At 71.6% G+C, this 15643-nt stretch carries 12 protein-coding genes; 5 read left to right on the top strand and 7 right to left on the bottom strand.

Annotated features, from left to right (window positions below; genetic code table 11):
- Positions 1 to 23: 23 nt before the first annotated feature.
- From AC3EUJ_RS19860 to AC3EUJ_RS19850, 3 genes are read right to left on the bottom strand one after another with little or no spacing between them, the layout of a single operon-like run.
- On the bottom strand, positions 24 to 899 hold the full coding sequence (locus AC3EUJ_RS19860; RefSeq protein ID WP_431963135.1) for a hypothetical protein: 876 nt from the start codon (positions 897 to 899) through the stop codon (positions 24 to 26).
- Positions 896 to 1807, bottom strand: coding sequence for an ABC transporter ATP-binding protein (locus tag AC3EUJ_RS19855; RefSeq protein WP_431963133.1), 912 nt, complete (start codon positions 1805 to 1807; stop codon positions 896 to 898). Before AC3EUJ_RS19855 ends, AC3EUJ_RS19860 begins: the two co-directional genes overlap by 4 nt.
- The gene (locus AC3EUJ_RS19850) at positions 1804 to 2190 is read right to left on the bottom strand and encodes a GntR family transcriptional regulator (protein WP_431963131.1); all 387 of its coding nucleotides are present in this window, start codon (positions 2188 to 2190) and stop codon (positions 1804 to 1806) included. The genes AC3EUJ_RS19855 and AC3EUJ_RS19850 overlap by 4 nt, the downstream gene beginning before the upstream one ends.
- Positions 2191 to 2326: 136 nt before the next feature.
- Here AC3EUJ_RS19850 and AC3EUJ_RS19845 point away from each other — a divergent pair, with 136 nt between their 5' ends.
- Together AC3EUJ_RS19845 and AC3EUJ_RS19840 are read left to right on the top strand one after the other, a co-directional pair.
- A complete protein-coding gene (locus AC3EUJ_RS19845) occupies positions 2327 to 3052 on the top strand; it encodes an ArsR/SmtB family transcription factor (protein WP_431963129.1) in 726 nt (241 codons plus the stop codon).
- Positions 3049 to 3891, top strand: coding sequence for an isocitrate lyase/PEP mutase family protein (locus AC3EUJ_RS19840; RefSeq protein WP_431963127.1), 843 nt, complete (start codon positions 3049 to 3051; stop codon positions 3889 to 3891). The genes AC3EUJ_RS19845 and AC3EUJ_RS19840 overlap by 4 nt, the downstream gene beginning before the upstream one ends.
- Before the next feature lie 54 nt (positions 3892 to 3945).
- Here AC3EUJ_RS19840 and AC3EUJ_RS19835 read toward each other — a convergent pair whose 3' ends face one another.
- The 4 genes from AC3EUJ_RS19835 to AC3EUJ_RS19820 all read right to left on the bottom strand — a co-directional run bounded on the left by AC3EUJ_RS19835 (position 3946) and on the right by AC3EUJ_RS19820 (position 8909).
- A complete protein-coding gene (locus tag AC3EUJ_RS19835) occupies positions 3946 to 5556 on the bottom strand; it encodes a glycerol-3-phosphate dehydrogenase/oxidase (protein WP_431963125.1) in 1611 nt (536 codons plus the stop codon).
- Positions 5557 to 5563: 7 nt separating this feature from the next.
- Complete coding sequence (glpK, locus tag AC3EUJ_RS19830; protein WP_431963123.1) at positions 5564 to 7090, bottom strand: glycerol kinase GlpK; 1527 nt, start codon at positions 7088 to 7090, stop codon at positions 5564 to 5566.
- 40 nt (positions 7091 to 7130) lie between these two features.
- Positions 7131 to 7913 carry an MIP/aquaporin family protein gene (locus AC3EUJ_RS19825; protein WP_431963121.1) on the bottom strand — a complete coding sequence of 261 codons (783 nt, stop codon included), beginning with the start codon at positions 7911 to 7913 and terminating at the stop codon, positions 7131 to 7133.
- Between the two features lie 231 nt (positions 7914 to 8144).
- Positions 8145 to 8909 (bottom strand): IclR family transcriptional regulator, encoded by a 765-nt coding sequence (locus AC3EUJ_RS19820; RefSeq protein WP_431963119.1) that lies wholly within the window; start codon positions 8907 to 8909, stop codon positions 8145 to 8147.
- A gap of 231 nt (positions 8910 to 9140) precedes the next feature.
- Between AC3EUJ_RS19820 and metH the strand changes: the two genes are divergently transcribed.
- The 3 genes from metH to AC3EUJ_RS19805 all read left to right on the top strand — a co-directional run bounded on the left by metH (position 9141) and on the right by AC3EUJ_RS19805 (position 15446).
- Positions 9141 to 12647, top strand: a complete 3507-nt coding sequence (gene metH / locus AC3EUJ_RS19815) for a methionine synthase (RefSeq protein WP_431963117.1) — start codon at positions 9141 to 9143, stop codon at positions 12645 to 12647.
- 117 nt (positions 12648 to 12764) lie between these two features.
- Positions 12765 to 13466 carry an HAD family hydrolase gene (locus tag AC3EUJ_RS19810; protein ID WP_431963115.1) on the top strand — a complete coding sequence of 234 codons (702 nt, stop codon included), beginning with the start codon at positions 12765 to 12767 and terminating at the stop codon, positions 13464 to 13466.
- Between the two features lie 384 nt (positions 13467 to 13850).
- The gene (locus tag AC3EUJ_RS19805; protein WP_431963113.1) at positions 13851 to 15446 is read left to right on the top strand and encodes an ABC transporter substrate-binding protein; all 1596 of its coding nucleotides are present in this window, start codon (positions 13851 to 13853) and stop codon (positions 15444 to 15446) included.
- Positions 15447 to 15643: the final 197 nt, after the last annotated feature.

The raw sequence follows: 15643 nt of genomic DNA, 5'->3' as shown, positions 1-15643 counted from the left end.
GCGGATCACCCTATGGCCCCGTCTCAGGCGGTCCGACGGCGGAGCAGCGCGAAGCATGCCCAGCAGGCGAGAGCGGCCAGGGCCAGCACGATGCCGGTCTCGACGAGCTGCAACGGCCAGTAGTGGGAGGCGGGATGGACCAGCGCCACGGGATCGCCGAAGCCCGCGCCGTCCGCGGGCTTGGCCACGCGTTCCGCCGACCAGTCCGCGGCACCGACGTGCGAGAGCCCGGTTTCGACCTTCGGCCACAGCGCAGAGCGGTAGAACCCCGCCGTGACGAGCACCGAAGAGGTGGCGAAGAAGGCCAGTCCCAGTCCGCTCAGCGCGCGCCGCGTCAGCATGCCGGCCAGCGCGCCCAGGGCCAGGGCCAGCAGCACGTGGGCGACCAGGGCCAGGCCGGTGGACAGGAAGATGTCGTTCTCGTACCACCCGGGGCGATCCTCCGGGTGGCCCGTGCTCCACACCCACCGGAAGAGCAGCGTCAGGCCGGCCGTGCCGACGGTCAGCAGCAGGGCCGGTACGGCGAGCTTGGCGGCGAGCCAGCGGGCGGGAGTGACCGACTGGGCCCACGCGAGCGCGGCGGTGCCCCGCTCCAGTTCCCGGCCGACGAGGGCGCCCCCGGCGAACACCGCGACCGCGAGCGGAAGGAGCGTCATCGCGCGGCCCTGCAGCTGGAGGGGGACATAGGCGTCGAAGGGCTCCGGGTCGATGCAGCGCGGAACGCAGGCGGGGTCGTACCGCTCGTCGCCCGCGGTCAGCCACAGGGCGCGCAGGAGCCAGGCCGTCCCGGCCGCGACGAAGGCGATCCACAGCCACAGGGCCGTACGGTGCAGGCGCACCACCGACCAGGTCAGGCCGTGCAGGACGGACGGGCGCGGGGTGGGGGCGACGGCGGTCATACGACGGCCTCCGGGCGGGTTGCGGGCGTGGCGTCGGTGGTGAGCAGGGCGGGTGCCCCGGGGTTGCGCAGATGGGCGAGGACCAGTTCCTCGAGGGTGGGCTCCTCCACCAGCCAGTCGCCGCACCCCTCCAGCGCTCCGACGGGGCGGACCAGCGCGGTGTGCCCGCGCCCGTTGGCGTGCCCCTCGACGACCGTGTGAGGGGCGAAGTCCGAGCCGGTGCCGGTGATGCGGCGGTGCGCGGCCAGCAGGTCGTCGGTGTCGCCGGCCAGCCGGACCCGGCCCTCGCCGAGGAGCAGCAGGTGGTCGCAGACGCCGTCCAGTTCGGCGACGACGTGCGAGGAGATCACGATGGTCGTACCGCGCTCGGCCGCCGTGGCCATGAGGGCGCCGGTCAGCTCGTGACGGGAGAGCGGGTCGAGGTCGGCCATCGGCTCGTCCAGGAGCAGCAGTTCGGCCCGCTTGCCCAGGGCCAGGGCGAGCGCCACGCGGGTGCGCTGGCCGCCGGAAAGGGCGCGGACCCGTGCACCGGGCGCCAAGCCGCTGCCGTAGGCGACGCGTTCGGCGGCCTCCCGGTCCCAGTGGCCGGGGTTGAGTTCGGCGCCGAGCCGCAGTGTCGCCGCCACGGTGAGCTGCGGGTGGAGCGGCTTGTCCTGGGCGACGTAGGCTAGCCGCGCTCGGGCCGCGCCGGGCGTCGTGCCGCACACGCGCAGTTCCCCCTCGCTGGGGCGCAGCAGCCCCGCGGCGAGCGCGAGCAGTGTCGACTTGCCCGCGCCGTTGGGCCCGACGAGCGCGCAGATGCGCCCGGCCGGCAGCCGGAAGGAACAGTCCCGCAGGACGGGGTCCCGGCCCCACGCGTAGCGCATGCCGAGCCCGGCCGCCTCGACGGCGGCCGCTTCCTGATTCATCTCTCTCCCTCGGAGAATTCCTGGTCCAGTACGGAGTGGAACAGCGCGGCCGCGTCCTCGCGGTCGAGGCCCGCGACGCGCGCCCGGCGCATCCAGTCGGTGAGCTCTCCCGCGAGAGGGGAGCCGGCCGGGTCGGCGCCCAGCGACTTCTGCACGAAGGTCCCGAGGCCGCGCCGCGCCTCCACCAGCCCCTCGCGCTCCAGTTCGCGGTACGCCTTGAGGACGGTGTTGGGGTTGACGGCGGTCGCCTCGACGACCTCGCGGGCCGTCGGCAGCCGGTCGCCGGGTTCCAGCAGCCCCAGCCGCAGGGCCTGTTTGGTCTGCTGGACGATCTGGAGGTATGTGGCGACACCGCTGCGGCGGTCGATGCGGAACTCGACCATGCGCGAAACACCCTTTCACTAAGCAAGTGGTGAAAGGGTGGGGCCTCGACTGACGTCCTGTCAAGCCGCGGTCCGCGGCGGCACCGGCCGTGACGCTTCGGCGTGCGCCGAAACGTTCAGGGGGCAGGCTGAGGGCATGGAGAGAGACGACCACGCGGGAAGCGCCCTCGCCGCCCTCGCGGCGCTGCTCGCCGACGAGACGCGGGCGGCGATGTGCCTGGCGCTGCTCGACGGCCGGGCCTGGACCGCGGGGGAGCTGGCCCGGTACGCGGGAGTGGCGGCCTCGACCGCCAGCGAGCACCTCGGCCGGCTCGTCGCGGGCGGCCTGCTCGCCGAGGAACGCCAGGGCCGCCACCGTTACGTACGCCTCGCGGACGCCCGTACCGCGCAGCTCGTCGAGGACCTCGCCGCACACGCCGGGCCGCCGCCCACCGGGCCGCGCACCCTCGGGCAGGCGGGCGCCCGCAGCGCCATGGCCCGCGCCCGGACCTGCTACGACCACCTCGCGGGACGCCTGGGCATCCTCGTCACGGACGCCATGACCGACCGCGGACTGCTGGCACAGAGCACCGGCTTCGCCCTCACCGACGAGGGCGTGGAGTGGTTCGCCGGGCTCGGCGTCGACCTGGCCGCCGCCCGCACGGGCCGCCGTCCCCTCGCCCGGCCGTGCCTGGACTGGACGGAACGCCGCCCGCACCTGGCGGGCGTCGCCGGGGCCGCGCTGTGCGGACACGCCCTCGCGTCCGGCTGGTGCGCGCGCATCGGCAGCGGCCGGGCCCTGAAGCTCACCGCACAGGGCCGTGCGGCCCTCCACACCCACCTGGGCATCGCGCCCGACGCCCTGGAGGCACCCACCGCATGAACCGCTTCGAGGCCTTTCGCGCCCTGCACCGGGCCGGGCGCCCCCTGTTCCTGCCCAATGCCTGGGACCGCGCCTCCGCGGCCGCCCTGGCCGCCCGGGGCTTTCCGGCGATCGGCACCACCAGCCTGGGTGTCGCCGCCGCGGCGGGCCTGCCGGACGCGGCCGGTGCCACCCGCGAGACGACCCTGTGGCTGGCCCGCGACCTGGCCGCGCTGCCCGTCCTGGTCAGCGTCGACATCGAGGGGGGCTTCGGCGCCACGCCCGAGGACGTCGCCGAACTCGCCACCGACCTCGAACGGCTGGGTGTCGCCGGGGTCAACATCGAGGACGGCCGCCCCGGGGGAGCGGGTCTGACCGACGCCGCGCTGCAGTGCGAGCTGATCAGCGCGATGAAGCGCACCGCCCCGGGGCTCTTCGTCAACGCCCGCACCGACACCTACTGGCTCGGCACCGCCGAGGACAACCGGGCGGCGGACCGGGCGGAGGAGACCCGCCGCCGTGCCGCCGCCTACCTCGCCGCGGGCGCCGACGGGATCTTCGTGCCGGGCCTCGCGGACGCGAGCGCCACAGCCGCGCTCGCGGCCGGCCTCGACGCCCCGCTCAACGTCCTGCTGCCGCCGGACGGCCCGGGGCTCTCCCGCCTCGCCGCACTCGGGGTGAGCCGGGTCAGCACCGGTTCGCTGCTCTTCCGCGCCGCGCTCCACGCCGCCCTGGACACCGCCGGGCGCGCCCTGCGCGGCACACCGCTCCCGGCCGGCCTGCCCTCGTACGCCGACGCCCAGCGCCTCGCGGCCGCCTACGCCCCCGGGGAAACACGGCGGCCCGGGCGTCCGGGGTGAGCGGGGAGGCCGGTTGCGCTCACGCCGGGGCGCCCGGGCCCACGGGTCGGGGTGTCAGTCGCGCCGGCCCGCCAGCAGCGACTCGACCCGCTCCCGGACGTCCAAGGTGTCCAGGCCGCGCACCGTCAAGGTGGTGCGGCGACGCAGCACGTCGTCCGCCGTCTGCGCCCACTCGTGGTCGCGGGCGTACACGACCTGGGCCCAGATCTCCGGGCCGTCCGGGTGGATCCGCTCACCGAGCGCCGGGTCCTCGTTGACCAGCCGGGCGATGTCGAAGGACAGCGCGCCGTAGTGGGTGGCGAGATGACGGGCCGTCAGCGGGTCGAGGCGCCGGCCCGGCTCGCGGTCCACCAGCAGCCGGTGGGCGACCGCGTTGGGGTTGGCGACGCCGGGCAGCGGGACCCGCCTGGGCAGGTGGTCCAGCGGCTCCATGTCCTCGTTCAGCGGGCCGCCGGGCAGCTTGGCGAGCTTGGCCATGACCGTGCGCCCGATGTGCCGGTACGTCGTCCACTTGCCGCCCGCGACCGACAGCATGCCGCCGCTGCCCTCGGTGACGACGGTCTCGCGCCTGGCCTTCTCCACGCCGCCGGGGCCGCCGGGCAGCACCCGCAGGCCCGCGAAGGCGTAGGTGATCAGGTCGCGGGACAGGTGCTCGTCCCGCACCGAGTGGGCGGCCTCGTCCAGGATCTGGGCTATGTCGGCCTCGGTGGCCCGCACGTCGGCCGGGTCGCCGGTGTACTCCTCGTCGGTGGTGCCCAGCAGCAGCTGGTCCTCCCACGGCAGGGCGAAGGTGATGCGGTACTTGTCGATCGGGGTCGCCATGGCCGCCCGCCACGGGGCCTTGCGCTTGAGGACGATGTGGGCGCCCTTGGACAGCCGGATGCTGGGGGCGGCGCCCTTGTCCTCCATCCGCCGCAGATGGTCGACCCACGGGCCGGTGGCGTTGAGCACCAGCCGCGCGTCGACGCCGAACTCGGCGCCGTCCAGCCGGTCCTTGAGCTCGGCTCCGGTGACCCGGCCGTGAGTGAAGCGCAGACCGGTGACCTCGGCGTGGTTGAGGACGACGGCGCCCGCCTCGACGGCGGCGCGGACCGTCATGACCGCCATCCGCGAGTCGTTCATCTGGTGGTCGTAGTAGACGGCGACGGCCTTGAGGTTCTCCGTGCGCAGGGCGGGGTTGGCCGCCGCCGCCCTGGCCGGGGAGATGATCCGGCCGACCCCGTCGCCGAAGGCCGACAGCGCCGAGTAGGCGAAGACGCCCGCCCCGAGCTTGGCGGCGCCGACCGGGCCGCCCCGGTAGACCGGCAGGTGGAAGGTGAGCGGGTTGACCAGGTGCGGAGCCACGTCCCTGGCCAGGACCCGCCGTTCCATGTGGTTCTCCGCCACCAGCTTGACCGCGCCGGTCTGCAGGTAGCGCAGACCGCCGTGGACGAGCTTGGAGGAGGCGGAGCTGGTGGCGCCGGCGAAGTCGCCGGCGTCCACCATCGCGACCCGCAGCCCCGACTGCGCGGCGTGCCATGCCACGGAGGTGCCCAGGATGCCGCCGCCGATGACCAGCAGGTCGTAGGTGGCGCGGCTCAGCAGTTCCCTGGTCTGCGCGCGGCCCGGGTTGCGGCCGGCGGTCGGATGCGTCCCGAGAGCCGGGACGTGCTGCGGGGTGCTCATGATCGGTTCACTTCTCCTCTTCGATCCAGCCCATGGTCCGCTCGACGGCCTTCAGCCAGTCCTTGTACTCGCGGTCGCGGACCTCGGCGTCCATGCGGGGGGTCCATTCGGCGGCACGGCGCCAGTTGGCGCGCAGCTCGTCGGTGTCCTGCCAGAAGCCCACCGCGAGGCCGGCCGCGTAGGCGGCGCCCAGGCAGGTGGTCTCGGCGACCAGCGGGCGCACGACCGGGGCGTCCAGGAAGTCGGCGAGGGTCTGCATCAGCAGGTTGTTCGCGGTCATGCCGCCGTCGACCTTGAGCGCGGTGAGCTCCACGCCCGAGTCCTTGGTCATGGCGTCGACGATCTCCCGGGTCTGCCAGGCGGTCGCCTCCAGCACGGCGCGGGCGATGTGGGCCTTGGTGACGTACCGGGTGAGGCCGGCGATCACACCGCGGGCGTCGGAGCGCCAGTACGGGGCGAACAGGCCGGAGAAGGCGGGCACGAAGTACGCGCCGCCGTTGTCCTCCACCGACAGGGCGAGGGTCTCGATCTCGGCCGCGGTCTTGATCAGGCCCATCTGGTCGCGCATCCACTGCACCAGCGAACCGGTGACCGCGATCGAGCCCTCCAGGGCGTACACCGGCTTCTGGTCGCCGATGCGGTAGCCGACGGTGGTGATCAGGCCGTTGTAGCTGTTGATCGGCTTCTCGCCGGTGTTCATCAGCAGGAAGGTGCCGGTGCCGTAGGTGGACTTGGCCTCGCCCTCGGAGAAGCAGGTCTGGCCGAACAGGGCCGCCTGCTGGTCGCCGAGCGCGGAGGCGACCGGCACTCCGGCCAGGGCCCCGGAGGCGGCGGTGCCGTACACCTCGGCGGAGGAGCGGATCTCCGGCAGCACCGCGGCGGGGACGCCGATCGACTCCAGGATCTTCTGGTCCCAGTCCAGGGTGTGCAGGTTCATCAGCAGCGTGCGGGAGGCGTTGGTCACGTCGGTGACGTGGTGCCCGCCCTCGGCACCGCCGGTGAGGTTCCAGATCACCCAGCTGTCCATGGTGCCGAAGAGGATCTCGCCGGCCTCGGCGCGCTCGCGCAGGCCCTCGACGTTGTCGAGCAGCCAGCGGATCTTCGGTCCGGCGAAGTACGAGGCCAGCGGCAGGCCGGTCTCCCGGCGGAAACGGTCCTGCCCGACGTTGCGGCCGAGCTCCTTGCACAGGGCGTCGGTACGGGTGTCCTGCCAGACCAGGGCGTTGTGCACCGGCTCGCCGGTGTTCTTGTCCCACAGGACGGTGGTCTCGCGCTGGTTGGTGATGCCGATCGCCTTGACGTCGGCGGAGGTGATGCCGGCCTTGCTGACCGCCTCCTCGATGACCTCCTGCACGTTGGTCCAGATCTCGGCCGCGTCGTGCTCGACCCACCCCGGCTTGGGGAAGATCTGCTCGTGCTCCTTCTGGCCGACCGAGACGATCCGGCCGTCCTTGTCGAAGATGATGCAGCGCGAGGACGTGGTGCCCTGGTCGATGGCCGCGATGAACGGGCCTGTGGTGTGGGCGTCGGTCACGGTGTGCTCCTCAGGTCCTTGGGGTGTCGGGGGCTGCTTCTCAGAATGCGATCTTGTAGAGACCGGCCGCGAGGGCCGAACCGACGATCGGGCCGACGACGGGTATCCAGGCGTAGCGCCAGTCGGAGCCGCCCTTGTTCGGCAGCGGCAGCAAGGCGTGCACGATGCGCGGACCGAGGTCGCGTGCGGGGTTGATGGCGTAGCCGGTCGGCCCGCCCAGCGAGAGGCCGATGCCGACGACGACCAGTGCGACCATCAGGGTGCCGGTACCGGAGACCGCGAGACCCTTGGTGAGGCCGAGGGTCAGGATGAAGAGCACCAGGACGAAGGTGCCGATGATCTCCGTGGCGAGGTTCTGCGCCACGTTGCGGATCTCGGGGCCGGTGGAGAATACGCCCAGCACCGGGCCGGGGCCCGTGGTCTGCTTCTCGGCCGCCGCGGTGGCCTGCGCCCCGGGGCCGCCGGTGATCTCGGCGTCGGTCAGGTGGGCCTGGAACTGGCCGTAGTAGGTGATCCACACCAAGGTGGCGCCGATCATCGCGCCGAGCATCTGGCCGGCCAGGTAGACCGGGACCTTGCTCCACTCGCCGCTGTCGATCGCGAGACCGATCGTGACGGCGGGGTTCAGGTGGGCGCCGGAGAGGGAACCGGAGATGTAGGCGCCGGCCAGGACCGCGAAGCCCCAACCGAAGGTGATGGCCACCCAGCCGGCGTTACGGGCCTTGGAGCTCTTGAGGGTGACAGCCGCGCAGACGCCGCCGCCGAGGAGGATCAGAACAGCGGTACCGATGGTCTCGCCGATGAAGATGTGGTCGCTGGACATGCGACTCCTTTGTCCTTCGTCCAGGGGAAGGCGGACCCCGGTCCCGTTCCGGAGTCCGTGGGCCTGTCACCAGGCCCTTCGGCGGTCCCACGGTTACGTACACCTTACCGAATTCGTCGGCTGGTGTTCGACAATGTCGACCGTCGAACGAGAGTGTTCTCCTGCGCAACCACGCGCGTCAAGGGTTCGTCAGGTTGCGGAACGGTCTCCGAGCCGAGTCCGGGCCAGGCGTCAGAAGCGGCCGGCGCCCAGGTCTCGGGAGACCGCCCTGGCGCAGTCCCGAACCGCCGCGACCAGTTGCGGCCGGATGTCGCCGTCCGCGCAGACCCGTTCGACCGCGCCGGTGACGGCCACCGCCCCCACGGTCATCCGGTGCCGGTCGTGGACGGGGGCGGCGATGGAGGCCACGCCGTCCCAGGTCTCCTCCAGGTCGGAGCTCCAGCCGCGGGCGCGTGTGAGGTCCAGCACACCCTCGAAGGCCGCGTCCTCGGTGACGGTGCGCGCGGTCAGCGGCTCGCGCTTCATCTCGACCGCCTCGCTGTGCGCGACCGGGTCGTAGGCCGACAGCACCTTGCCCAGCGCGCTGCTGTGGAGCGGGTGCATGGCGCCGACCTCCAGCACCTGCCGGCTGTCGTCGGGGCGGAAGACGTGGTGGACGATGAGCACCCCCTGCTGGTGCAGCACGCCCAGGTAGACGGCCTCGCCACTGGAGCGGGCCAGGTCGTCGGTCCACACCAGGGCGCGGGCCCGCAGCTCGTGCACGTCCAGGTAGCTGTTGCCCAGCCGCAGCAGCTCCGCCCCCAGCTGGTAGCGGCCGGAGACCGGGTCCTGCTCGACGAAGCCCTCCTGCTGCAGCGTGCGCAGGATGCCGTGCGCGGTGCCCTTCGCCAGGCCCAGGGACGAGGCCACGTCCGACAGGCCGAGCCTGCGCTCGCCGCCGGCCAGCAGGCGCAGGATCGCGGCCGCCCTGGCGAGCGACTGGATGGGACCTGGCATGAACAACCCCTCCGTTAGGAACGACCACGCTCCGATACAACTGATTCGACAATGCTGAACGATGTCAGACGATGCCGACCGTCATCATCCCAGAGAAGAGTGTGGCACCGCCGTCCGCCCCTCGGAATGCCCCGCGGCGGAATCCGGGGTCTTGGCTACGCTGGCCTGGTGTGTACCAGCAGGACCGGCACACACCAAGCCGACAGCCGTCGCACTCCAGGGAGCACACCCATGGCCCAGTCGTCCCTTCCGTCCACGAGCAGTGCCCGAGCCGCAGCACTGCGAGAGGCCCTGGCGACCCGGGTGGTCGTCGCAGACGGGGCGATGGGCACGATGCTCCAGGCGCAGAATCCCACCCTGGACGACTTCCAGGGACACGAGGGCTGCAACGAGGTCCTCAACCTCTCCCGCCCCGACATCGTCGCCTCCGTGCACCGCGAGTACTTCGCCGTCGGCGTGGACTGCGTGGAGACCAACACCTTCGGCGCCAACTTCTCCGCCCTCGGCGAGTACGACATCGCCGACCGCATCCTCGAGCTGTCCGAGTCCGGCGCCGGCATCGCCCGCGAGGTCGCCGACGAGTTCACCGCCCGCGACGGCCGCACGCGCTGGGTCCTGGGTTCCATGGGCCCCGGTACCAAGCTGCCCACCCTCGGCCACATCGGCTACGGCGCGCTGCGCGACGCGTACGAGCAGAACGCCACCGGGCTCCTCACCGGCGGCGCCGACGCGCTGGTCGTGGAGACCACCCAGGACCTGCTGCAGACCAAGGCCGCGGTCATCGGCGCCCGCCGGGCCCTGGAAGCGGCCGGTCTCGACGCGCCCCTGATCTGCTCGGTCACCGTGGAGACCACCGGCACCATGCTGCTGGGCTCCGAGATCGGCGCCGCCCTCACCGCGCTGGAACCGCTGGGCATCGACATGATCGGCCTCAACTGCGCCACCGGCCCCGCCGAGATGAGCGAACACCTGCGCTACCTGGCCCGGCACGCCGGCATCCAGCTCTCGTGCATGCCCAACGCGGGCCTTCCCGTCCTCGGCAAGGACGGTGCGCACTACCCGCTGACCCCCGGCGAACTCGCCGACGCCCAGGAGGCCTTCGTCCGCGAGTACGGGCTGTCCCTGGTCGGCGGCTGCTGCGGCACCACCCCCGAGCACCTGCGCCAGGTCGTCGAGCGCGTCCGCGGCCAGGAGGTCACCGCCAGGACGCCGCGCCCCGAACCGGGCGCCTCCTCGCTCTACCAGACCGTCCCCTTCCGCCAGGACACCTCGTACCTCGCCATCGGCGAGCGCACCAACGCCAACGGCTCCAAGAAGTTCCGCGAGGCGATGCTGGACGGCCGCTGGGACGACTGCGTGGAGATGGCCCGCGAGCAGATCCGCGAGGGCGCCCACCTGCTCGACCTGTGCGTCGACTACGTCGGCCGCGACGGCGTCGCCGACATGAACGAGATCGCCGGACGCCTGGCCACCGCCTCCACCCTGCCGATCGTGCTCGACTCCACCGAGCCCGAGGTGCTCCGCGCCGGCCTGGAGAAGCTCGGTGGCCGCGCCGTGATCAACTCCGTCAACTACGAGGACGGCGACGGCCCCGACTCCCGCTTCGCCCGCACCACCCGCCTCGCGGCGGAGCACGGCGCCGCACTGATCGCCCTCACCATCGACGAGGAGGGCCAGGCCCGCACCCCCGAGGCCAAGGTGGCCGTGGCCGAGCGGCTCATCGCGGACCTGACCGGCAACTGGGGCGTCGCCGAGACCGACATCATCGTCGACTGCCTGACCTTCACCATCGCCACCGGGCAGGAGGAGTCCCGCAAGGACGGCCTCGCCACCATCGAGGCGATCCGCGAGCTCAAGCGCCGACATCCGGACGTGCAGACCACGCTCGGCCTGTCCAACATCTCCTTCGGCCTCAACCCGGCCGCCCGCATGGTGCTCAACTCGGTCTTCCTCCACGAGTGCGTCGAGGCCGGCCTGGACTCGGCGATCGTGCACGCCTCCAAGATCCTGCCGATCGCCCGCATCCCCGAGGAGCAGCGCGCGGTCGCCCTCGACCTCGTGTACGACCGGCGCCGCGAGGGATACGACCCGCTGCAGCGCTTCCTGGAGCTCTTCGAAGGCGTCGACACCAAGTCCGTCAGGGCGAGCCGCGCCGAGGAACTGGCCGCGCTGCCGCTGGAGGAGCGCCTGCGGCGGCGCATCATCGACGGCGAGAAGAACGGCCTGGAGGCGGACCTGGACGAGGCCCTGAAGGCCCGTCGCGCCCTCGACATCGTCAACGACACCCTCCTGGAGGGCATGAAGGTCGTCGGCGAGCTGTTCGGCTCGGGCCAGATGCAGCTGCCGTTCGTCCTGCAGTCGGCCGAGGTGATGAAGTCCGCCGTCGCCCACCTCGAACCGCACATGGAGAAGTCCGACGCCTCCGGCAAGGGCACCATCGTGCTGGCCACCGTCCGCGGCGACGTCCACGACATCGGCAAGAACCTCGTGGACATCATCCTGTCCAACAACGGCTACAACGTCGTCAACCTCGGCATCAAGCAGCCCGTCTCGGCGATCCTGGACGCCGCGCACGAGCACGCGGCGGACGTCATCGGCATGTCCGGCCTGCTGGTGAAGTCCACGGTGATCATGAAGGAGAACCTGGAGGAGCTGAACCAGCGCGGCCTCGCCGCCCGCTACCCGGTTATTCTCGGCGGCGCCGCGCTCACCCGGGCCTACGTCGAGCAGGACCTCCACGAGCTCTACGAGGGCGAGGTCCGCTACGCCCGCGACGCCTTCGAGGGACTGCGCCTGATGGACGCCCTCATCGCCGTCAAGCGCGGCGTGCCCGGCGCCACGCTCCCCGAGCTGAAGCAGCGCCGAGTGGCCGCCCGTCAGAGCGTCGTGCCCGAGCCCGAGGAGAACCGGGGCCAGATCCGCTCCGACGTCGCCGTCGACAACCCGGTGCCCACGCCGCCGTTCTGGGGCTCCCGCGTCGTCAAGGGCATCCCGCTCAAGGACTACGCGTCCTGGCTGGACGAGGGCGCCCTCTTCAAGGGCCAGTGGGGACTGAGGCAGTCCAGGACCGGCGGCCCCACGTACGAGGAACTGGTGGAGGCAGAGGGCCGTCCGCGGCTGCGCGGGCTGCTGGACCGCCTGCAGAGCGAGGGGCTGCTGGAGGCCGCCGTCGTCCAGGGCTACTTCCCCTGCGTCTCCAAGGGCGACGATCTGATCATCCTCCACGAGGACGGCACCGAGCGGACCCGCTTCACCTTCCCGCGCCAGCGCCGCGGCCGCCGGCTGTGCCTGGCGGACTTCTTCCGCCCCGAGGAGTCCGGTGAGACCGACGTGGTCGGCCTGCAGGTCGTCACCGTCGGCAACCGGATCTCCGAGGCGGCCAACGAGCTCTTCGCCGCCGACGCCTACCGCGACTACCTCGAGCTGCACGGCCTGTCCGTCCAACTCGCCGAGGCCCTGGCCGAGTACTGGCACGCCCGGGTCCGCGCCGAGCTCGGCTTCGCCGGGGAGGACCCGGCCGCCATGGAGGACATGTTCGCCCTGAAGTACCGGGGCGCCCGCTTCTCGCTGGGCTACGGCGCCTGCCCCGACCTGGAGGACCGCGCCAAGATCGCGGAGCTGCTGGAGCCCGGGCGGATCGGGGTCCTGCTCTCGGAGGAGTTCCAGCTCCATCCGGAGCAGTCCACCGACGCGATCGTCGTCCATCACCCGGAGGCCAAGTACTTCAACGCGCGGTAGTCGGACATACGTCGTACACTGGACGGTCCGATACGGCACCTGGCCGGTCGCACGCCCCACCACCCGGGCGCGAGGCGACCGGCCTTTGTGCCCCCTGGACGCAGAGGAGTGGGGCGCATGACGAGCGGTATTCCCGCTACCGAGATCCGGCCGGCCCGGGGGGCAGGCCTGCAGGCCGTGCTCCTGGACATGGACGGCACGCTGGTCGACACCGAGGGCTTCTGGTGGAACGCGGAGGTCGAGGTCTTCGCCGAGCTCGGCCACGTCCTGGACGACACCCACCGCGAAGTCGTCGTCGGCGGCCCCATGACCCGCAGCCTGGGCCACCTCATCTCGGTCACCGGGACGGACGCCACGCTCGCCGAGCTGTCCACGCTGATCAACCTGCGATTCGTCGAGCTCATCGGCCGCGGTGTGCCGCTGATGCCGGGCGCCCAGCGGCTGCTCACCGAACTGGCCGCGCACGGGGTGCCCACCGCCCTGGTCTCCGCCTCCCACCGGCGCATCATCGACGCCGTCATGCTCTCCCTCGGCTCCCACCACTTCGCCTTCTCCCTTGGCGGGGACGAGATCGAGCGGACCAAGCCACACCCCGACCCCTACCTGACGGCCGCCGCGCGGCTCGGCGCGGACCCGGCACGGTGCGTGGTCGTGGAGGACACCCCCACCGGTGTCGCGGCCGCCGAGGCGGCCGGCTGCCGGGTGGTGGCCGTACCGTCCATCGCCGCCATCGCGCCGGCCCCGGGACGGACCGTGGTGGCCTCCCTGGAGCGGGTCGACGTGCCTTTTCTGAGCTCTCTGATTACAGCCGTTCACTGAGCGTCGTCGTGAATTGAGGCGGAAACTCTGGGCGCTTGCCCGGCTATTTTCCGTGACGATTCGGAGCGCCGAATTGTTTACCGGCCAGTACCGCGGGACGTGATACTTTTCACATCCGCCGGTGTCGACAGCGCGCGCAGGGCGTGCCTCAGCCCGTCAAAACGCGGTGCGGTCAGGTGGTTGTGTCCGGATTGGGGAGCCCCGGGCTGTTCGTTCCGCTGTCCGGATATCGGTACGGCACTCCCTGTTATGCGCCTGTGACGCGGGCTCAACTTCTCCGTGTTCGGGGGCGGTCCAGCCGAATGCCGGTCCCCGGCAATTACGGGTATCGTCGCCCCGCTCAACACTGCACGGCCGAGGGCCGGAAGAGGGAGAACAACGAGGATGAATCGCAAGCTACTGGTGCTGCCGGCCCTGCTGGGTCTCGCCGCGCCCGTACTCGCCGGGTGCGGTGACTCGACCGGCGGTGGCGGTGGCGGTGACGCGGTCGTCATCGGCACCACGGACCTCATCGAGGTGTCCGCGGACCAGCCTTCCCCCCTTGACCCGGCCACGGCCTACGACGGCGGCACGTACAGCTTCTTCAACAACACCTTCCAGATGCTGCTCGGTTACTCGCGCAGCTCCACCACCCCCGAGCCCGACGCCGCCAAGTCCTGCGGGTTCTCCGACACCAAGTCGGAGACGTACCGCTGCACGCTGCGCGACGGCCTGAAGTTCGCCAACGGCCACGAGCTCACCTCCGAGGACGTCAAGTTCTCGGTCGACCGCGTGCTGAAGATCAACAGCGACATCGGCCCGGCGAGCCTCCTGGTGGGCATCGACAGTGTCGAAGCCCCGGACCCGAAGACCGTCGTCTTCCACCTCAAGGCCTCCGACGCCACCTTCCCCTCCAAGCTGGCGACCCCGGCCGCGGCCATCGTCGACAGCGAGGTCTACAGCGCCACCGAGCCGCTCAAGGGCCTGAAGATGGAGGGCTCCGGCCCGTACAAGCTGGACTCGTGGGAGGACGGGAAGGCGGTCCTCAGCGCCAACCCGAACTACAAGGGCCTGATCGGCAAGCGTGCCAACGACAAGGTCGAGGTCCGCTTCTACCCCGCGGCCCCCGAGATGCTGAAGGCGCTCAAGGCCGGCGAGGTCGACCTGGTGAACCGCACGCTCACGGCGGACCAGATCAACGAGCTCGAGCAGGGAACGGTCCAGGACGTCAAGCTGACCGAGACCCAGGGTGCCTCGGTCCGCTTCATGTTCTTCAACGTCGACGACCCGTCGGTGAAGCCCGAGGCCGTCCGTGAGGCCATCGCCCGCGTCATCGACCGCGACAGTCTCACCCGCGACGTGACCGGCCGCACCGCTTCCCCGCTGTTCGGCGCCGTCCCGACCGGCATCACCGGCCACGCCAACTCGTACTTCAACGCCTATGGCGAGCCCGACCGCGACAAGGCCGCCCAGGTCCTGTCCTCCGCCGGCATCAGCACCCCGGTCAAGTTCACTTGGACCTACCCGACCGAGCACCCCTCCACCCCGGACAAGGAGGAGGCGGAGCTGCTGAAGAAGCAGCTCGAGGCCACCGGGCTGTTCAAGCTGGACCTTCAGCCGATCACCTGGAAGAAGTTCCTGAAGGGCGCCGCCAAGGGCCAGTTCGCCGCCTACTCGCTCAGCTGGCTCCCCGACTTCCCGGACGCCGAGACCTACATCGCGCCGTTCTTCGCGGACGACGGATTCCTCGACCTCAACTACAAGGGGTCTGCCATCAAGAACCAGCTCCTGCCGGCCACCCGCCAGTCCGCGAACCGCAGCAAGACGGACAAGGACTTCGGGCAGATGCAGGAGATCCTGTCGCGTGAGCTCCCGATGATCCCGCTGTACCAGGACAAGCAGTTCGTCGCCAGCCGCGACGGCATCACGGGAGCCGAATGGTTCCTCAATTCCTCTTCAACCGCTCAGTTCTGGGAGATTGGCCGCGGTGTGACAGGATGAGCCGCCGGCCGGCCGAACCCGGGACATCACCCCGGGGCCCGGCCAGCCCGGCCCGCCCGTACGACGAAGCTGTGAGGGAAGTCTCGTGAGGAACCGAGTCCAGCGACTGGCGCTCCCGCTCTCCGCGACCGTGACGGCGGTCGTGGTCGCCGGCTGCGGTACGGGAGGGACCGACGGCGAATCCACCGGAGAGCCCA

The organism is Actinacidiphila sp. bgisy160, assembly GCF_057707815.1.
This window is presented reverse-complemented; position numbering and strand designations above follow the sequence as displayed.